The sequence below is a fragment of the Breznakia blatticola genome (assembly GCF_004365815.1).
Lineage (GTDB): Bacteria > Bacillota_I > Bacilli_A > Erysipelotrichales > Erysipelotrichaceae > Breznakia > Breznakia blatticola.
The window spans coordinates 1-19,651 of sequence record NZ_SODD01000021.1; the positions used below are offsets into that span (position 1 = coordinate 1).

General features: G+C 35.3%; 15 protein-coding genes and 1 other annotated feature. Of the genes, 11 read left to right on the forward strand and 4 right to left on the reverse strand.

The window, feature by feature from the left end:
* Nucleotides 1-229: 229 nt before the first annotated feature.
* The gene (locus EDD63_RS06625; RefSeq protein WP_134169718.1) at nt 230-361 is read left to right on the forward strand and encodes a rubredoxin-like domain-containing protein; all 132 of its coding nucleotides are present in this window, start codon (nt 230-232) and stop codon (nt 359-361) included.
* 285 nt (nt 362-646) lie between these two features.
* Nucleotides 647-2,941: an InlB B-repeat-containing protein gene (locus EDD63_RS06630; RefSeq protein ID WP_134169720.1), complete on the forward strand. Its 2,295-nt coding sequence runs from the start codon at nt 647-649 to the stop codon at nt 2,939-2,941.
* Nucleotides 2,942-2,968: 27 nt separating this feature from the next.
* Here the strand turns inward: EDD63_RS06630 and EDD63_RS06635 are convergent, their stop codons facing one another.
* From EDD63_RS06635 to EDD63_RS06645, 3 genes are read right to left on the reverse strand one after another with little or no spacing between them, the layout of a single operon-like run.
* The gene (locus EDD63_RS06635; RefSeq protein WP_134169731.1) at nt 2,969-3,979 is read right to left on the reverse strand and encodes an aspartate-semialdehyde dehydrogenase; all 1,011 of its coding nucleotides are present in this window, start codon (nt 3,977-3,979) and stop codon (nt 2,969-2,971) included.
* A 1-nt stretch (nt 3,980) separates the two neighbouring features.
* Nucleotides 3,981-5,300 carry an aspartate kinase gene (locus EDD63_RS06640; protein ID WP_134169733.1) on the reverse strand — a complete coding sequence of 440 codons (1,320 nt, stop codon included), beginning with the start codon at nt 5,298-5,300 and terminating at the stop codon, nt 3,981-3,983.
* Nucleotides 5,301-5,303: 3 nt separating this feature from the next.
* On the reverse strand, nt 5,304-6,464 hold the full coding sequence (locus tag EDD63_RS06645) for a homoserine dehydrogenase (RefSeq protein ID WP_134169735.1): 1,161 nt from the start codon (nt 6,462-6,464) through the stop codon (nt 5,304-5,306).
* 93 nt (nt 6,465-6,557) lie between these two features.
* Between EDD63_RS06645 and thrC the strand changes: the two genes are divergently transcribed.
* From thrC to ileS, 7 genes are all read left to right on the forward strand, one after another.
* A complete protein-coding gene (gene thrC / locus EDD63_RS06650) occupies nt 6,558-8,039 on the forward strand; it encodes a threonine synthase (RefSeq protein WP_134169737.1) in 1,482 nt (493 codons plus the stop codon).
* 2 nt (nt 8,040-8,041) lie between these two features.
* Nucleotides 8,042-8,917: a homoserine kinase gene (thrB, locus tag EDD63_RS06655; protein WP_134169739.1), complete on the forward strand. Its 876-nt coding sequence runs from the start codon at nt 8,042-8,044 to the stop codon at nt 8,915-8,917.
* Nucleotides 8,911-9,351 carry an ACT domain-containing protein gene (locus EDD63_RS06660; RefSeq protein ID WP_134169740.1) on the forward strand — a complete coding sequence of 147 codons (441 nt, stop codon included), beginning with the start codon at nt 8,911-8,913 and terminating at the stop codon, nt 9,349-9,351. The genes thrB and EDD63_RS06660 overlap by 7 nt, the downstream gene beginning before the upstream one ends.
* A 159-nt stretch (nt 9,352-9,510) precedes the next feature.
* Nucleotides 9,511-9,918 carry a cell division protein SepF gene (locus EDD63_RS06665; protein ID WP_134169742.1) on the forward strand — a complete coding sequence of 136 codons (408 nt, stop codon included), beginning with the start codon at nt 9,511-9,513 and terminating at the stop codon, nt 9,916-9,918.
* Nucleotides 9,911-10,666 (forward strand): YlmH family RNA-binding protein, encoded by a 756-nt coding sequence (locus EDD63_RS06670; protein WP_134169744.1) that lies wholly within the window; start codon nt 9,911-9,913, stop codon nt 10,664-10,666. The genes EDD63_RS06665 and EDD63_RS06670 overlap by 8 nt, the downstream gene beginning before the upstream one ends.
* Before the next feature lie 16 nt (nt 10,667-10,682).
* Nucleotides 10,683-11,144, forward strand: a complete 462-nt coding sequence (locus EDD63_RS06675; RefSeq protein WP_166667571.1) for a DivIVA domain-containing protein — start codon at nt 10,683-10,685, stop codon at nt 11,142-11,144.
* Nucleotides 11,128-11,337 (forward strand) — a binding site (T-box leader). Its footprint overlaps the gene before it by 17 nt.
* Before the next feature lie 43 nt (nt 11,338-11,380).
* The gene (gene ileS / locus EDD63_RS06680) at nt 11,381-14,110 is read left to right on the forward strand and encodes an isoleucine--tRNA ligase (protein WP_134169748.1); all 2,730 of its coding nucleotides are present in this window, start codon (nt 11,381-11,383) and stop codon (nt 14,108-14,110) included.
* A 19-nt stretch (nt 14,111-14,129) separates the two neighbouring features.
* Here ileS and EDD63_RS06685 read toward each other — a convergent pair whose 3' ends face one another.
* On the reverse strand, nt 14,130-14,378 hold the full coding sequence (locus EDD63_RS06685) for a hypothetical protein (protein WP_134169750.1): 249 nt from the start codon (nt 14,376-14,378) through the stop codon (nt 14,130-14,132).
* A gap of 148 nt (nt 14,379-14,526) precedes the next feature.
* Here EDD63_RS06685 and EDD63_RS06690 point away from each other — a divergent pair, with 148 nt between their 5' ends.
* Nucleotides 14,527-15,039, forward strand: a complete 513-nt coding sequence (locus EDD63_RS06690) for a GNAT family N-acetyltransferase (protein WP_134169752.1) — start codon at nt 14,527-14,529, stop codon at nt 15,037-15,039.
* Between the two features lie 130 nt (nt 15,040-15,169).
* Nucleotides 15,170-19,651 carry a glutamate synthase large subunit gene (gene gltB / locus EDD63_RS06695; protein WP_134169753.1) on the forward strand — a complete coding sequence of 1,494 codons (4,482 nt, stop codon included), beginning with the start codon at nt 15,170-15,172 and terminating at the stop codon, nt 19,649-19,651.

A 19,651-nucleotide genomic window follows, 5' to 3' on the forward strand; every position in this document is an offset into this window, starting at 1 on the left:
AAAAAGGGGCACCCACACACTAAGTAATGGTGCCTCAAAAAATACCACACATTAAGTAATAGTAATACCACACCCACACATTAAGAAAAAGCGCCGTAAAAAGTCGCATCGCGGCTTTTTTCTTTTACCAGTTAAATATTTATTGAGTATTGCCGTGCATTTCATTGGATTATATGTATGATGTTGTATATAATTTAGTTAGTAAGAAATAAGGAGGAAAAGGATTATTATGGCAGATGACAAAAGCTGGGTTTGTACAGTATGTGGATACGTGTACGATGGACCTGATTTCAACGCTGAACCAGAAGACTATGTATGTCCAGTTTGTGGTGTTGGAAAAGACATGTTCGAACAACAATAATTAGATAAGACTTGAAATGAAAAAGAACGCTTTGATTCCAATGGACTCTAGCGTTTTTTTTTGCGTAAAGGCATGACCTGTAAGCGGTATCATTTTCCCGAGCACTTTTGATGATTTTATATTAATTATATAGTAGTGTATGATATATAAGAACAATAGTGATGAGATAGTTATGACAAATCAAGAAGGAGGTAAGTAACAACAACTATCCAAAAACGTGTGTATGTGCAAAGTGTTTATTACGAGTGATTCAAGATATGACATATAATTAAGGAGGAGTCATACATGAAACTGAGAATCAAAGTAATAAACGTTGTATTGTTGGTTTTGGCAGCTATTCTATCGACAACACAACCCGTATTTGCAAAGGAAACAAAGATTACAAGGCAGGATACTACAATCACAAATCATTTAATAACTAATGGTGATGTTACGCGTACGTTTACAAAAAATATGCAAGTAAATAATGCAACATCAATAGAAGTTACCAATGTTCAAGAATTACAACAGGCATTACAAAATGCTTCTGATCAAGATATCATTACACTTGCCAAAAACTTTACGGTTGATGCAGATTTTTCAATTAGCAAACCTGGAGATAAACAAGTGACTGTTGAAGGAAATGGCGTTGCAATTGGTGAATACACGATGACGATAAGTGGACAAGGTTCAAAACCGCTGATTCTTCAAAATCTACACTTTACAGCGGCTAGTCAAAAGCAAGCCATTCGTATTCTTACAAACATTCCAATTACGCTTAGACAAATGGAGTTTATTGGTAGAACACATTTGCAAGATGGTGGAGCAGTACTTTTGGGTGTATCAGATGCACAAGTAACTGTTGAACAGTGTTCATTTATGGAAAACTCACAAAGTATGCCTGGCTATTCAGGTGCAGCGATTAGTGCGACAAGTTTTAGAGGAACTTTAACGATTGTGAATTCGTTGTTTAGAAACAACAAGAACCTTGCAGTTGGTAATGCATCGTTTGGTGGTGAAGGTGGTGCAGTATGCATCAATCAAGCGCTCGCTGGTGCAGCAATTCAAATCCGTGATAATTACTTTGTTGGTAATGAAGCGGTAAAAAACGTCAGTGGTAATAAAGCGAAGTTAGCAGATGGTGGTGCATTAGCAGTTTTTAATATCGTCAATACAGCTAGTTTAACCGTTGAAGGCAATACGTTTGCCCATAATGTTGCTGGTGATGATGGTGGTGCCATTCTTATTCAAACCAACGATAATATGAGTGAGAATATTATGCTAAAAAACAACACATTCTATCGAAATGTTGCCCAAGGTGCAAGTAATGATTCATATTCAGGAGGAGCCGTACAAATTTATGCAAATGGTGGTTTACTTCAAGGAAGAAATGCACTTGTTGTATTTGAACATAATACATTTGCTTATAACCAAGCAAAAAGAGCAGCTGGTGCGATTGGTGGATCTGGATATGCAACCAACACTTCTGGTGGGCGTTATCGCAACAATCTATTCGTTGGAAATGTTGCAAGTGATCCAACATTTGCCAACATTCGACAAAAAGCAACGACACTTGAAGATCTTGGAGGAAACGTTGGAATTGATAATGGTGTTGCAGCAAACTTTCAAGAACATACTATCTTAGGTAACTATCCGACAACGCTAACCACCAATCATTCTTCAAAGACTGCTGGTGCAAGTCTCAGTAGTGAAATTATACCAACGTTACCAATTAAACCAGAAGGTCAAGCAGATGAAGTGACACCAATGATTCAACAAGTTGAGGTTGATCAAAGAAATCATCAACGTATTGGAATTGCAGATGCCGGTTCCATTGAACAGTCTTGGGTAAAGTATGATGCAAATGGTGGAAACTACCAATTGCAAGCCCTAGAAACGAGTATAGGTGATGCATACTATGAACCAGATGCATTGCAAGATAACCGCATTCATACCTACTATTACATTTCTTGTATCAACCAAGGGAAAACCATATTAGATGGTGTACATGATCTACAAATTGTTAGAGATGGATATCAATTTGTTGGTTGGTCAAAACAGGCAAATGACACTTTGGGTGATTTGGTATATACACCAGGAAATCGAATTTCTTGTTTGGAAGAAAACATTACGCTTTATGCTGTTTGGCAAGAAGACCAGTTATATGATGTACTGTACGATGGTAATGGTCATACAGCAGGTGAAGTGCCAGTTGATGCCAGTGGTCCATATGCCAAACAAAATAGTATACATGTATTAGCGCATGGAGATTTGCGTAAAGATGGCTATGAATTTGTACATTGGAATACGCAAAAAGATGGAAGTGGATCATCTTACAAAGCAAACGATACCTTGGTAATGGATGGAGCAACTACACTTTATGCGCAGTGGAAAAAGGTTGATCTGGTTGAAAAGGTTGATGATACAATTGTTGTAGATGCCATAGATGTACCAGTTCATCAACAAACAGAACAAATAGAGCAAATAGAAAAACAACCTCCAGAAACCGCAGATAGTCAGCGTGTATATGGTTGGGTAGTATTGTTACTAGTTACATCGACCGGTTTCATTACATATGTGAAACATAAAAAACAACAGTAATGAAAAAACGCTTGGATTCATTTGAATCTAAGCGTTTTGTTTTACATATTCAATGGCGATTTGGACAGCATTTGTGGCAGCACCTTTACGTACTTGATCTCCACAGCACCATAGCGTTAATGCTTTATCTCTCATTAAATCTTTACGAATACGACCTACATATACTAAATCTTGATTACTTGAATCAAGTGGCATAGGGTATTGGTTTTCTTGTGGGTTATCAACAAGCTTTACCCCTTTCGCATTTGCTAGTAATTCTTTTGCTTTAGCAACATCAATATCATTTTTAAATGTAAGGGTTAATGACTCAGAGTGTGAACGCATAACTGGTACACGAACACAAGTACAAGTAACTTTTAAATCATCGTGATGCAAGATTTTACGACCTTCATTTTGCATCTTCATCTCTTCACTTGTATATCCATTTTCATCAAATCCACCAATTTGTGGAATTACATTGTATGCAATTTGGTAAGCAAATACTTTTGGTTGAACTTCTTTTCCTTCAAGAATTTCTTGTACTTGCGTTTCGAGTTCAGCTTGTCCTGGATTACCTGCACCAGAAACTGCTTGGTAGGTACTAGCAACAATACTTTCAACACCTGCATATTCATGTAATGCATTAATAGCAACAAGTGCAATAATCGTTGAACAATTTGGATTTGCAATTATTCCATTATGGTTTTTAATGTCTTCAGGATTTACTTCTGGTACAACTAGTGGCACGTTTTCATCAAGGCGGTATGCACTAGAGTTATCAATAACTAGAGCACCCGCTTTTACAGCGTAGGGTAATAATTTTTCTGCAACATCATTTTCAACAGCACCAAGTACAATATCCATTCCTGCAAATGCATGTTCATTTGCTTCTTGAAGTGTATATGTCTGATTTTTGAATGTCATTTCTTTTCCGACACTGCGTTTACTAGCAAGTAAACGTAGTTCGTTAACTGGAAAGTCACGTTCTTCAAGAACATTTAGCATTTCTTGACCAACTGCTCCAGTTGCACCTAATATAGCAACATTATATGTTTTCATTTTACTCTCCCTCGAATTCTTCGTAGATCGCATCAATTGTGCGACCATAGTCATCATTATGTACACCCACAATAATATTCATTTCATCACTTGTTTGTGAAATCATTGAAATGTTGATTCCTTTTTTACCAAGTGTTGTAAACAGGCGTCCAGACATTCCGGTTTTACTTTTCATAAAACGTGAAACCGTTGCAATTAAGGCAACATTATCCATAACATGAATGTCACTTGTTTTACATTTTTCTTTGATTTGTACAAGTACATCATACAAAATTGGTTTTAATGGAGCACTTTCTAAAACGATTGAAAATGAATCAATCCCAGTAGGTAAGTGTTCTACACTTAATCCATATTTATCAATAACATCTAAAGCACGACGAATCGTTCCGACTTCTGTAGACATATGAGATTTTTTAATTGTAATAATTGAGAAATCCTTTTTTCCAGCAATACCAGTAATTGTACTTGTTGTATCTTTTGAATCATCAACTTGGTTAACAATGATGGTTCCTTTTGATTCAGGATCATTTGTATTTAAAATGTGAATTGGAATGTTTTTGTGTTTAACAGGGAAGATGGCTTCTTCATGTAATACACTAGCTCCCATATAACTTAATTCGCGAAGTTCTGCATATGTAATGATTTCAATCTGTTTTGGATTTTTTACGATGCGTGGATCTGCTTTAAGAATTCCAGATACATCTGTCCAGTTTTCATATACGTCTGCATCGACGACGTTTGCCATAATACTTCCAGAAACATCTCCACCACCACGAGACATGATGCGAATGGTTCCATCAGGTAATGAACCATAGAAACCAGGAATCACAAGTTTTGGATATTCCACAACAAGTTCTTCGAAGGCTTGTTTGATTTTTGGATAGTCAATGCTTCCATCGTAATTAAAGAATACGATATCTTTAGCATCAACGAAGTGATAGTCTAAGTATTCAGCCATCAGTAATCCAGTTAAGTATTCTCCACGACTGACTAAATAGTCCACATCAATGGTTTTTACGAGTTCTTTGCGTAAGGCATCTAAATCCTTTTGAATATCATATTGTAGTTGTAATTCTTTTTTGATTTCTAAGAATCGTTGTTCAATCATGTTGAAGATTGGCTCAGGAGAAATATTATATTTTAAATGTGCGTGACATAAATATAATAAGTCGGTAATTTTATTGTCGTCTTTATTTGCTTTCCCACTTGCACTAACAACAACAAAACGACGGCTTTCATCGGCTTGAACAATTCCTTTTACTTTTTGAAACTGTGTTGCACTTGCAACACTGCTCCCCCCAAATTTTACAATTTTGATCATATGTTACCCCTTAAACGCCGCTAGTTTCGCGACAAATGCTTGACTATCGTCAATCGACTTTACAAGTTCTACCAAAGTTGATGCAACCATTGGTTTTGTTGTGTAGTAAGTTTGTCCTTCAAATTCTTCTTTTGTTTCAATGTTTGTCATATCGACTGTATTCGTACTACGAATGACATATACATTTTCTTGAGTTGGTTGGTAAGCAAGCTTATTGCTGAAATCAATCAATGAACCAATTGGTGATTGAATATCAAGAATATCTTGAACAATTGCATTAGCTGTTGGTAATTTACCAGCTCCTTGTCCATAGAATTTTAATGGACCAATGCTTTGTCCATATAATGTTGCAATATTGAAGTTGCTATTTACGTTTGCTTCAACTGTATCATTTGCTAATGCATTTGGCATTACGTATGCTTCATAGCCCGTGTGATTTACAACTGCTTCACCAATATATTTGATTGTACGGTTTAATTTTTTAAAGTAGTTGATATCGATACTGTTAATTGTACGTAGGCTATAGCAAGGGAAGTCTTCCATGTTGATTTTTGTATTGTAAGCAACTGCACTTGAAATAACAACTTTGTTTTGTACATCATATCCATCAATATCTGCGCTAGGATCTGCTTCCGCGTATCCTAACTCTTGTGCTTTTTTTAGTACTTCGTCGAAGTCTTTTCCTTGGTTTGTCATTGCATCTAAAATATAGTTGCTTGTTCCATTAAAGATTCCGTATAGTTCACTAATATCATCGACACGTTTTGCTTTTTCTAATGAAGCAATCCAAGGGATTCCACCACCAGTACTTGCTTCAAATAAGAAACGTACTTTATTTTCCAGTGCAAGTGCAATGAATTCTTCCATATATTTAGCAACAACTGCTTTGTTAGCTGTTACGACATGTTTTTTTGCTTTCATTGCTGCAGTGATAAATTCATATGCAGGATGTAATCCACCCATGGTTTCCACCACGCAGTCAATGGATTTGTCTTGTAAGATATCATCGTAGTTATCAGTGATGATGTCGAGTTTATCTTTATTCTGTGGTAAATCTAAAACTTTCACAACTTCAACATCTGCTAAACTCTTTGCTTTATAGGTACTAATAATCTCGTAAACTCCAGTCCCTATAGTTCCAAATCCTAAGATTGCAATTTTCATAAGTCCCCCTCTGTGTCTTTGTACAAAAAACACTTGTATTTAATTGAGAAACATTGTATCATAGGAAAATAAAGAAATCAAGGAGAGAATTGTATGAATCAATATTACGAAAGCACAAGGGATGCTAGCATTACATTAAGCCCTGCACAAGCAATCTTACAAGGGTTAAGTAACGATGGGGGTCTATTTGTTGTAAGTGACCTAAATGAACGTCAAATCGATATGCAGTCGATTGTTAATAAAGACTATTATGAAATCGCAGAGGAAGTATTTGCGTTGTTCCTGCCTGATTTCACGAAAGAAGAAATTCGTGCATGTGTGCAAGCTGCATATAAAGGTAAATTCTCAAATGAGGAAGTAACTCCATTAGTAAAACTAAGTGATGGATATGTCTTAGAATTATTCAATGGACCAACAAGTGCATTTAAAGATGTAGGTTTGCAAATGTTACCACAACTGACAAAAACGGCTTTAAAGAAAACAAATGCGGATTATGATGTATTAATTTTAACAGCAACATCAGGTGATACTGGTAAAGCTGCGCTTGAGGGATTTAAAGATGTGGATCATGTAAAAATCATGGTGTTCTATCCAAATGACGGTGTTAGTAAAGTGCAAGAAATGCAAATGAAAACACAAGAAGGAAAAAATGTGAAGGTTTGTGCAATTGAAGGAAACTTTGATGATGCACAAAGTGGAATAAAGAAATTATTTGTTGATGATGCATTTAAAGCAGAACTAGCAAAACAAAATATTAAATTAAGTAGTGCAAACTCAATCAATATCGGTCGTTTATTGCCACAAATGGTGTATTACTTTTATGCATATGCAAGTTTAGTAAAAAGTGGTGAGATTCTTCTTGGTGAGAAAATTAACTTTGTTGTTCCAACTGGAAACTTTGGAAATATCTTAGCTGGATATTATGCAAAACAAGTAGGATTACCAGTACATCAACTTGTTTGTGCTTCAAATGACAATAATGTACTTTATGATTTCATTCAAACTGGAGTTTATGATCGTAAACGTGATTTCTTAAAAACGATTTCTCCATCAATGGATATCTTGATTTCTTCAAACTTAGAACGTCTATTGTTTTACACAAGTGGATGTGATCATGCATATATTAAAGAAATTATGAATGAACTTGCAAGAGATGGAAAATACAAAGTACGTGAAGATGTGCTTGCAAATATCCAAAAGGAATTTAAAGCAGGGTTTGCTACTAATGAACAAACAGCAAAAACCATTCGTGATATTTATGAAAAGGATAATTACTTATTAGATCCACATACAGCAGTTGCATATAAAGTATTGTTGGATGATGTAGATACACAACATAAAAATGTTGTATTATCGACAGCAAGTCCATACAAATTTACGAATTCAGTGTATGAAGCACTACATGGAACAACAAGTGATGATGAGTTTGTCTTAATGGAAAAACTTCATGAAGAAACACGAGTTCCAATTCCAACAAACTTGGTCGATTTAGATAAAAAAGAAGTATTACATGAAGATGTAATTGATAAAACCGAAATGGAAGCATACGTATTAGATAAGGTAGGAACGATTTAATCATGGTGAAAGTGAAAGTACCTGCTACAAGTGCTAACGTTGGTGTCGGTTTTGACTGTTTAGGGATTGCACTGAACTTGTATACGTACTTTACTTTCAAGAGAAGTGATTCGTTTCAAATTACTGGATGTGAAGAACGTTTTGCAACAGAAGATAATCTTGTTTATACTTCATTTCAAAAAGCATTAGCGTATTTAGGTAAAGATGCATTTCAAGTACATATTCATATTGATAGTCATGTTCCAGTCTCTAGAGGATTAGGGAGTAGTGCAACATGTGTTGTTGGTGGTGTTGTTGGTGCATATGCATTAACCAATACACCAATTGATAAACAAGAAGTGCTACGTTTATGTACAGAGATTGAACATCATCCAGATAATGTAGCTCCAGCGATATATGGTGGTTTAATTGCTAGTTATGTAGATGATAATCAACAAGTGTATCATGCTAGCTATTCAGTACATAATCAATTTACATTTTTAGCCTGTATTCCAAACTTTGAGACAAAAACAAGTGATGCACGCAAAGTATTACCTACACAGGTACCATTTACTACTGCTGTTAGCAATGCATCAAAGTTAAGTTTAGTCTTAAAAGGATTTGAGCTTGGTGATGTAGACTTGCTACAAGCAACAATGAAAGATGAGCTCCATGAACCATACCGTAAGCAACTGATTTTTGAATATGAACAAGTTAAGAAGATGTGTCAAGAAATCGAAAGTGCTTGTTTCTATATCTCTGGTAGTGGTTCTACTTTGATGAATGTGATGTGTGATGCAAGTAAAGTAGATGAAATTCAAAAACAACTGAATACATTGCAATATAAATGGCAATGTATTCCACTAGTTGTAGATGAACAAGGAGTACAAATATGTTAGATTCCTATTTAATTGTTTCAAAAGAAGTGTTACCTGAAGTAATCTTAAAGGTTATTGAGGTAAAAAAGATTTTAGAAACAAAGGAAGATGCGCAAGTTAGTGATGTCACTCGTGAAGTAGGCATTTCTCGTAGTGCATTCTATAAATATAAAGATCATGTCTTTGAACCAAGTAACACCAATTTATTAGAACGTAAGGCATTAATTGCATTTACTTTAAGTGATGAAAAGGGCATTTTGTCTGAAGCATTACTTACATTTTCTGCATTTGGTTGTAATATATTAACGATTAACCAAAACATTCCAATTGCCAAACGTGCTAATGTAGTGACAAGTATTGATGTTAAAGATATGAAGGGCGAAATCCAAGAATTGATTAATCGCTTACAAGAAATTAAAGGTCTTTCCAAAGTTCGATTGTTGTCTATCGAATAGCCAGAAAGGCTTTTCTTTTGTTTTATCAACCAATAACTTACAAACCATATATATAATACAAACAGGAATATGCAAAAAGCATACGCTCTGATGATGTTTCTAATTGTTAAGGCATATTCATTGTGATATAATTATCATTAGTATAGGAGGTATCTTTCTATGGGTATTGGTAAAAAAATAAAGGAATTCATTTCACCGATGGATGAAGAGGAAGTAATTGAATACGAGGAAAACGAAGTAGAATCAATTTCAGAATATGAATCACCAAAATCAAAAGCTGTATCAAAGTTAAGTAATGATACAAAAATGGTTTTATTCGAACCAAGAGCTTATGATGAAGTTCATGAAGTTGCGAAACGTTTAAAAGAAAACCGTGCAGTTGTTGTTAATTTACACAAACTAACAAGAGACTATGCACAACGTACCATTGACTTCTTATCAGGGGTAATTTATGCACTTGATGGATCTATTGAAAAAATCGGAACAAATGTAATCCTTTGTACGCCAAGAACAATGGGAGTTCACGGGAAAATTTCACCTGAGAGCGCTTCAGAAGTTAGTGAATAAGCAAAAACAAATACACTTTAAAGGGAATGAGGATTTTCTGGCTAGGATAGATGATTATTTGGATCAACTATCCATTTACCACAAAGTTTTCACTCCTTTTTTAAGCCCTGCTGAACAAGAAATCCTTCAACGCTATGTTGGTAAAAAAGTATATACGACTTTTGATGGAGGATATCCAGATGCAGAATATAAACGTTGTTTATTAAGTTATGAGGATAAACAAATACCATTACCTATTGTATGCTTACATGCAATATATGATACAAAATACTATAATCTAAGTCATCGTGATGCACTTGGTGCAATGATGAATCTAGGCATTGAACGCCAAACATTTGGTGATTTAATTGTTGAACATGGGGATATCTATATCTTTGTTAGCAAGGATATAGCAGGATATATCAAACGTGAACTTGAAAAAATTGGGCGTTGTCCAATTCAACTGGAAGAAAGTGAAGCACCAATTCAAAAAGAAATCCATTTAGAATATAAAACACATATGGTTTCTTCTTTGCGTTTAGATGCATTGGTTGCAAGTATTACACATCTAGCTAGACAAAAAGCACAAGCTTTAGTACATGATGGAAGAGTAAAAGTCGATCATCTAGTGGTTGAAGATTTGGCTCACATATGTGATAATAAATCCATACTCATTTCGATTCGAGGGTATGGTCGCTTTATGGTAAATGATACCGGGCGAAAGACAAAAAACAATCGTTTTGTTTTGGAAATCGGTAAGTATGAATGATGGAAGGGGGCTCACTATGGAATTTGATCGCGTAAAAAATGGATATAATCGATATCAAGTCGATAGTGAACTAGCTGCTAAAAATCAAGAAATTGATGAACTTCAAAGAAAGTTACTTGCTTATAAAAAACAAAATGAGGAAAATGATCGAAAAATTGAAGAAATTGGTAGAAAATATACGAAGTTGTTACATGACTTAGATATAAAAGAAAGAGCCATTCGTGAAATGACACGAAATGCATTAGATGAAGCAAATGGAATTTTAACTACAGCAAATCGTAATGCAGATATGATTGTCAAAGAAGCGTTGCAAAATGCAAAAACGATATTGCTAAATATCTCAAAATTAGGAATTGAAGCACACGAAATTAAGATTAATTTGAATGAACAGCTACAAATTTTATCAGAAACGATAGATGGGTTTGACATTCCACCCATTCCTAATGTAGAATTGATTGAAAAGAAATACAAAGAATAAGACATGCTATATATTTGGATTGCTTAGAGAGTTGTCGGTTGGTGAAAGACAAACATGAAATATATATAGATATCACTTAGGAGTAGCTTATCTGAAATGAGTAGGATAAGACGTATAAACTACGTTACAGTTAATGAAGCGCATGTATGAATATACATGAAGTAAGGTGGTACCGCGTAATCACGTCCTTATATGATTTGTAAGGACGTTTTTTTAATTTAGAAGGAGAGCAAGAGATGGAATACAAAGATACCTTATTAATGCCCAAAACCGATTTTGAAATGCGAGGAAACTTAGTTAAAAAAGAACCTGGTATTCAACAACGGTGGGAAGATGAAAAACTTTATGAACAAATGCTAGCAAAACGTGATGGCAGCGAACTATTCGTATTACACGATGGTCCTCCATATGCAAATGGTGATATTCACTTAGGACACGCATTAAACAAGACATTGAAAGATGTGATTGTACGTGCACGTTTTATGCAAGGATATAAGACACCATTTATTCCAGGATGGGATACACATGGTTTACCAATTGAAACAGCAATTCAAAAACAAGGGTATAACCGTAAAGAAATGAAAGTGGAAGACTTTAGAAAAATCTGTCACGATTATGCACTCGAACAAGTAAAAATCCAAGAGAAAGGGTTTAAATCTTTAGGTTGTATTGGGGATTATGATCACCCATATATCACTTTACAAAAAGAATTTGAAAAAGATCAAATCAAAATCTTTGGTAAAATGGCAACGGATGGTTTAATCTATCAAGGTAAGAAACCGGTATACTGGTCACCAAGTAGTGAAACTGCACTAGCTGAAGCAGAAATCGAATATAAAGATATTAAAAGTCCAGCAATTTATGTAAAGTTTAACGTACTTGATGGAAAAGGTATCTTAGATGAAAAAGTAGATGCGTTTGTAATTTGGACAACGACACCTTGGACACTACCTGCGAACTTAGCGATTTGTTTGAATCCATTTTTAGAATATGCACTTGTCGAAAGTGAAAAAGGAAATCTTGTTGTTCTTGCTAGTAATGTAGATACCCTTTGGGAAGAATTAGGACTAGAAGAGAAGAAAATCCTAAAAACATTCCGTGGTGAACATTTAGAAGGAATTACAGCACAACACCCATTCTATGATCGTGAATCGTTAGTAATTTGCGGACAACACGTAACAGAAGATGCTGGTACGGGATGTGTACATACAGCTCCAGGACATGGGGAAGATGACTTTATCGTAGGGATGAAGTATGGACTTCCACCATACTGTCCAGTAGATGAACAAGGACATATGATGGCCGAAGCAGGTTCTTGGTTAGAAGGACTATATGTTGATGATGCAAATAAAGTGGTAACGCAAAAACTTGAAGAAGTTGGTGCATTATTAAAACTTGAATTCATTACGCACAGTTATCCACATGACTGGCGTACAAAGAAACCAATTATCTTTAGAGCAACAAAACAATGGTTTGCCTCAATTGATAAGATTCGTGATCAATTACTTGAAGAAGTTGCAAATGTATTCTGGACACCTACTTGGGGAGAACAACGTTTACACAACATGATTCGTGATCGTGGTGACTGGTGTATTTCTCGTCAACGTGCATGGGGAGTACCAATTCCAATTATCTATGCAGAAGATGGAACACCAATCATGGAACATGATTTATTCGAACACTTTGCTGCTTTAATTGGTGAGTTTGGAACGAACGTATGGTTTGAAAGAGATGCCAAAGATTTATTGCCTGAAGGATATACACACCCAGGTAGTCCAAATGGAGAATTCACAAAAGAAGTAGATACAATGGATGTTTGGTTTGATTCAGGTTCAAGTCACACAGAAGCAATGATTGGACGTGGACTTCCTTATCCAGCGGATTTATATTTTGAAGGATCTGACCAATACCGTGGATGGTTTAATTCATCACTAATTATTGGTACAGCAGTATATGGTCATGCGCCTTACAAACAAATTCTTTCACACGGATTTGTTATGGATGAAAAAGGTGTGAAGATGTCTAAATCGCAATGGAATGCAGTTGCTCCAACAAAAATCACACAACAATATGGTGCAGATATCTTACGTCTATGGGCAACAACTGTTGATTACCAACAAGATGTAAGTATGGGAGATGCAATCTTAAAACAAGTATCTGAACAATACCGTAAAGTTCGTAATACGTTTAGATTTATCTTAGGAAACATTAATCCAGCTGACTTTGGTCAAGCAGATATGGTGCCTGAAGATAAATTGACACTTGTAGACAAACACATGTTAGTTCTATTAAGTGAACTGAACCATGAAGTAAAAGAGTTATATGTAAAATTTGATTTCTCAACAATTACATCAAAACTTACAACATTCATGACAAATATGCTAAGTGCATATTACTTAGATTTCACAAAAGATATTCTATATATCGAGAAAAAAGATGATACACGTCGTCGCCAAGTACAAACGGTATTATATAAAGCGTGTGATACATTATTAAAATTATGGTCACCAATCTTAGTGCATACAGCTGAAGAAATCTCTGATCACTTTGCAGCATATGAAGGTACAGTACACTTGACTGCATTCAACAAAAGCGAACGTATCGCTGATGATGAAGTAATTAAAGAGAAAATGAACCGCTTATTTGCGATTCGTAAAGATGTGTTCAAAGCAATTGAACAAACAAGAAATGACAAAGTCATTGGAAAACCGCTAGAAGCACATGTGATTTTACATGCAAAGGATACAGATAAAGCATTACTTGAAGAAGTATTAGGTGATAAAATTCACCAATGGTTAACTGTATCAAAAGTTTCATTTACTGAAGATGAACTTGAAGCATTCGAAGTAATTGAAGTTAAAGTAGAAAAATGCGAAGGTAGTGTATGTCCAAGATGTTGGAACATTACAGATTCACATGCTGAAGATGGTTTATGTGAACGTTGCGCAAGCGTATTAGAAAAATAAAAAATAAGCACTTGTCAGTTTAATTTGACGAGTGCTTATTTTCCTTTTTATACTTACGTGCAAAGTAACCAGCAATAGCAATGACACTAACCATGATTATCACCATACACAGTGAAATCAAATTGAAATTATTTGCAATATTTGCAATATGCAAGCTCGATTGATGTTCAATTTCGCTTGCGTACGTAACTAATTCTGTTTGCACAATACTGATAGTAGCTAAAATGACTGCAAATACTAATAATAAAAGTCTGACTTTTCCTTTCATGTAGAACCCCCTGATTTCTCACCCTTATCATAACAAATTCATCATAGTTGTCCATTCAAACGATTATGAAATATAAAATATGTAGAACAACACGAGTTTGTTGTTTGTTGTTTTGCATAGATTTGATACAATAACCTATGAGGTATTTATGAAGTTATTAAAAATGAGATCATTGGATGAAGCATATCCGTTATTACAAGAAGCATTTCCGCTTAGTGAATTGCGTCCATATACATATATTGAAGAAAAGTTGAAAACATCATTTGTTGAATTACTTGGTGCATATGAAGAACAACAACTAGTCGGTGTATTTTTACTTTGGAAACTACAAGATTGTATCTTTGTGGAAAATTTTGCAGTTGCTAAACATACAAGAGGACAGGGAATCGGTTCGAAAATGCTAGATGCTTTGAAAGAGAAATATCCACATACAACACTGATTTTAGAAGTAGAAGAACCCTTTGATCATACCAGTGCTCGTCGCGTTGCGTTTTATAAGCGTAATCAATTTCAAATCTATGAATCAACATATTTACAACCACAAATAAATACAGAAAAAAATATGCATCCATTATGCTTTATGAGTTATCCAGAACCTTTGAATGAAGACTTATTTTTAAAGTATAAAGCAGAGATTTTCAAGTTCGTTTATGAAGTGTAACTGTATTTTATACATATAAAACGAAAATATTATCTTGACAAACGATATGTCGATGATAAAATTAAACACAAACAAAGACGTTTGATGCCTTTTTGGGCACTGACGTCTTTTTTATTTTGGAGGATAACATATGAAGCAAACCGGGTTATATCACGAGCAGTTTGAACATGATAACTGTGGAATTGGTGCAGTTGTTAATGTATCAGGAGAAAAGACATATCAAACAATTGATAACGCACTTACTATTGTTGAGAAACTTGAGCATCGAGCAGGTATGGATGCAAAAAAGGAAACAGGGGATGGTGTAGGAATATTAACACAAATTCCACACGCTTATTTTCGCGATGTATGCACGTTTGCTTTGCCAAATGAGGATTTTGGAGTTGGGATGTTTTTCTTTCCACAAGATACATTAGAATTTGAAAAAGCAAAACAATTATTTACTGTAATCGCAAAAAAAGAAGGGTTAGAGATTTTAGGGTTTCGACATGTAGATTGTAATCCGCAAGTGCTTGGTCAAAAAGCATTGTCACTAATGCCTACAATTGTCCAATGCTTCATCAAACGACCAAATCACATACAAGCTGGGATTGCATTTGACCGTAAGTTATTTGTCACACGTAAAATTTTTGAAAAAAGTTGTTCAGATACGTATGTGTGTTCATTAAGTAGTCGTACGATTGTATATAAAGGAATGTTCTTAGTTGGACAATTACGCACGTTTTACAACGACTTACAACATCAAGACTTTACAAGTGCAATTGCACTTGTGCATTCACGTTTTTCCACAAATACGATGCCTACATGGCATCGTGCGCACCCCAATCGTATGATTGTACATAATGGAGAGATTAATACGATCAAAGGAAATGCAAATAAAATGTTAAGTCGTGAAGAAAATATGACATCTAGTATCTTTGGGGATGATTTAAAACGGGTTCTTCCAGTAATTGATAGCCGAGGAAGTGATTCATCAATGCTTGATAATGCACTAGAGTTTATGGTTATGGCAGGTATGGATCTTGCACATGCAATGATGCTTAATATTCCTGAACCTTGGGAACACAATCATTTGATGTCCCAATCAAAGAAGGATTTTTATCAATATAATGCATGTCTCATGGAACCATGGGATGGTCCAGCTTCGATACTATTTTCTGATGGTGATGTAATGGGTGCAGTACTTGATCGTAATGGATTACGTCCTTCACGTTACTATGTAACAAAAGATGGATACCTAATCTTAAGTAGTGAAGTTGGTGTTTTAGACATTGAACCATCAAATATTGAAGTAAAATGTCGTTTAGAACCAGGGAAAATGTTGTTGGTTGATACAAATATTGGACGAATCATTCAAGATGACGAATTAAAAGCCTACTATGCACAGCGAGCACCATATGGAAAGTGGATCGAAAAGAATCTTCGATTTTTATCGCAAGTAGAAATTCCAAACAAAACAGTTGATAGATACAGTCATGAACAATTAACCACACTACAAAAAGTTCATGGATATAGTTATGAAGATATTAAAGATTATATTATACCAGCGGCACAATCTGGAATTGAGCCGGTTATCGCGATGGGAGCAGATCGTGCACTTGCTGCATCAGATACTTTATATCAACCATTATTTTCATATTTCAAACAATTGTTTGCACAAGTAACGAATCCGCCAATAGATGCGATTCGTGAAGAGATTGTCACAAGTACGTCCGTTTATTTAGGACGTGATGGAAATATCTTTCAAGATGATCCAAAAAACGTTAGACTCTTAAAAATACAAAATCCAATCTTAAGTAATGTGGACATGTTAAAAATCAAACACTTGCAAGAGGATGGCTTTAGATGTATGACGATATCGATGCTCTATTACAAAAATACAAGTTTAAAAGAGGCATTGGATCATATGTGTTATGAAGCAGATCAAGCAATCCATCAAGGAGCAACTCTACTTGTCTTAAGTGATTGTGGGGTGGATGAAAACCATGTAGCAATTCCATCATTACTAGCTACAAGTGCATTAAATCAACATTTACTTCAAACAAAAAAGTCTCTACAAGCATCCATTATTGTGGAAAGTGCAGAACCTAGAGAGGTTCATCACTTTGCAACGTTACTTGGTTATGGTGCAAGTGCAATCAATCCATACTTGGTGCATGACACAATTGCTGATGCAATTGCAAATCGACTGCTAGAAAAAGACTATGATGCAGCTATAGAAGCTTATGATCAAGCAATGTTACACGGAATTGTAAAGATCGCCTCAAAGATGGGGATTTCAACGATTCAATCCTATCAAGGAAGTCAGGTGTTTGAAGCACTAGGAATTCATGAAGATGTAATTTCTACATACTTTACTAAGACGATTAGTAGAGTGGGAGGAATTCGGTTAGCTGATATTGAAAAACAACAACATTATCTTCATGCAGCTGCATTTGATGCATTAGGATTATCAGTAGATAAGAATTTAGATAGTACAGGAATGCATAAGTATCGAAGTCAAAAAGAAATGCATCTATACAATCCTAAAACAATTCATTTACTACAAAAAGCAACCCGACAAAATGAGTATTCATTGTTTAAACAATTTACTAAAGAAATTGAAAAAGAGATGGAACAAACCAGTATTCGCGGATTATTAGAATTTAAAAAGCAAACTCCGATTTCAATTGATGAAGTAGAAAGTGTAGAAGATATTGTCACGCGCTTTAAAACAGGAGCAATGTCTTATGGGTCTATTTCCAAAGAAGCACATGAGACATTGGCTATTGCGATGAATACATTACACGGAAAAAGTAACTCAGGAGAAGGTGGAGAAGATGCATCACGCTTTCATACCAATCGCTATTCAGCTATTAAACAAGTAGCATCCGGTCGGTTTGGTGTTACAAGTGAATACTTGGTACATGCGAAAGAAATTCAAATTAAAATGGCACAAGGTGCAAAACCAGGAGAAGGAGGACAACTGCCTGCTGGTAAGGTATATCCTTGGATTGCCAAAACAAGACATTCTACACCAGGTGTGCAATTGATTTCACCACCACCGCATCATGATATTTATTCAATCGAGGATTTGGCACAATTGATTTATGATTGTAAATCAGCAAACAAAGATGCAAGAATCTCGGTGAAACTAGTTTCTGAGGCAGGCGTAGGAACGATTGCTGCAGGAGTTGCTAAAGCAGGTAGTGAAGTCATATTAATCTCTGGATATGATGGAGGAACTGGAGCTGCTCCAAAGAATTCTGTATATCATGCTGGTTTGCCATGGGAATTAGGACTTGCTGAAGCGCATCAAACATTGATTATGAATGATCTACGAAGTCGCGTTCGTTTGGAATGTGATGGAAAACTACTTACAGGAAAAGATGTTGCAATCGCAGCTTTATTAGGAGCTGAAGAATTTGGTTTTGCAACTGCACCACTAGTTAGTTTAGGTTGCGTAATGATGCGTGTTTGTCATCTTGATACATGTCCAGTAGGGATTGCCACACAAAATCCAAAACTTAGAAAACGCTTTAGTGGAAAGCCAGAATATGTGATTCACTTTATGCGCTTTATCGCACAAGAACTTCGTGAATATATGGCACAACTCGGTTTTCGTAGTATCGATGAAATGGTCGGTCATAGTGAACTCTTGCAAGTGAAAAAAGATGTGCATACATCTTTTGATCTAACAAGACTACTCACAAAAGTAGAAAACAAGGAAAAGAAGACGATTTTTGATCCGCAAGATGTATATGATTTCGAATTGGATACTACACTAGATGCATATCTAATCGATCGATTTAGCAAAGCGATTGACAATAATGAATCAGCAACAGCATCTGTCTGTTTGGATAACCAAACACGCTCTTTTGGAACGATGTTAGGTAGCTATATTACAAAACACTTGCATGGACGTACAAAAGAACATCAATATCGTATTTTTGCGAAAGGTGCTGGAGGGCAATCCTTTGGTGCATTTCTTCCTAAAGGTGTAAGTATCTATCTTGAAGGTGACAGTAATGATTATTTTGGAAAAGGCTTATCTGGCGGATCCCTTGCATTGTTTCCACCTAAAGATGCAACCTTTGAAGCATCAGAAAATATCATTGTTGGAAATGTTGCATTTTATGGTGCAACTTCAGGTAATGCATATATTGCAGGTATTGCAGGTGAACGTTTTTGTGTAAGAAACTCAGGAATTGATGCGGTTGTTGAAGGTGTTGGTGATCATGGACTGGAATACATGACAGGTGGTCGTGTGTGTATTCTTGGTTCTTGTGGAAGTAATCTTGCAGCAGGGATGAGTGGAGGATATGCATATATCTTTGATGAAAACGCTGATGTAGATACAAAACTGAATAAAGAAATGGTGGAGCTACAAGAAATTGTACAAGAACAAGATTTTGTAGAAATTAAAGAGATGTTGCAAGCACATATACACTATACAAACTCAAGCAAAGCAAAGCGTATTATAAATGACTTTGATGTATGTAAAGTACACTTTAAGAAAATAATGCCAGTTGATTATAAAAAGATGATGCAAGCAATTCAAAATAAGGTAGAAAGTGGATTATCACTTGAAGATGCCCAAATGGAAGCATTTTATGAAAGAAAGGAAGTGTAA

What these genes read in the sequence shown, in the direction of transcription:
- EDD63_RS06665 (WP_134169742.1), top strand. Translation starts at nt 9,511, where the DNA reads ATGGGTATTGGTAAAAAAATAAAGGAATTCATTTCACCGATGGATGAA.
- EDD63_RS06675 (WP_166667571.1), top strand. Translation starts at nt 10,683, where the DNA reads ATGGAATTTGATCGCGTAAAAAATGGATATAATCGATATCAAGTCGAT.
- EDD63_RS06630 (WP_134169720.1), top strand. Translation starts at nt 647, where the DNA reads ATGAAACTGAGAATCAAAGTAATAAACGTTGTATTGTTGGTTTTGGCA.
- thrC (WP_134169737.1), top strand. Translation starts at nt 6,558, where the DNA reads ATGAATCAATATTACGAAAGCACAAGGGATGCTAGCATTACATTAAGC.
- gltB (WP_134169753.1), top strand. Translation starts at nt 15,170, where the DNA reads ATGAAGCAAACCGGGTTATATCACGAGCAGTTTGAACATGATAACTGT.
- EDD63_RS06635 (WP_134169731.1), bottom strand. Translation starts at nt 3,979, where the DNA reads ATGAAAACATATAATGTTGCTATATTAGGTGCAACTGGAGCAGTTGGT.
- ileS (WP_134169748.1), top strand. Translation starts at nt 11,381, where the DNA reads ATGGAATACAAAGATACCTTATTAATGCCCAAAACCGATTTTGAAATG.
- thrB (WP_134169739.1), top strand. Translation starts at nt 8,042, where the DNA reads ATGGTGAAAGTGAAAGTACCTGCTACAAGTGCTAACGTTGGTGTCGGT.
- EDD63_RS06625 (WP_134169718.1), top strand. Translation starts at nt 230, where the DNA reads ATGGCAGATGACAAAAGCTGGGTTTGTACAGTATGTGGATACGTGTAC.
- EDD63_RS06645 (WP_134169735.1), bottom strand. Translation starts at nt 6,464, where the DNA reads ATGAAAATTGCAATCTTAGGATTTGGAACTATAGGGACTGGAGTTTAC.
- EDD63_RS06640 (WP_134169733.1), bottom strand. Translation starts at nt 5,300, where the DNA reads ATGATCAAAATTGTAAAATTTGGGGGGAGCAGTGTTGCAAGTGCAACA.
- EDD63_RS06660 (WP_134169740.1), top strand. Translation starts at nt 8,911, where the DNA reads ATGTTAGATTCCTATTTAATTGTTTCAAAAGAAGTGTTACCTGAAGTA.
- EDD63_RS06690 (WP_134169752.1), top strand. Translation starts at nt 14,527, where the DNA reads ATGAAGTTATTAAAAATGAGATCATTGGATGAAGCATATCCGTTATTA.
- EDD63_RS06685 (WP_134169750.1), bottom strand. Translation starts at nt 14,378, where the DNA reads ATGAAAGGAAAAGTCAGACTTTTATTATTAGTATTTGCAGTCATTTTA.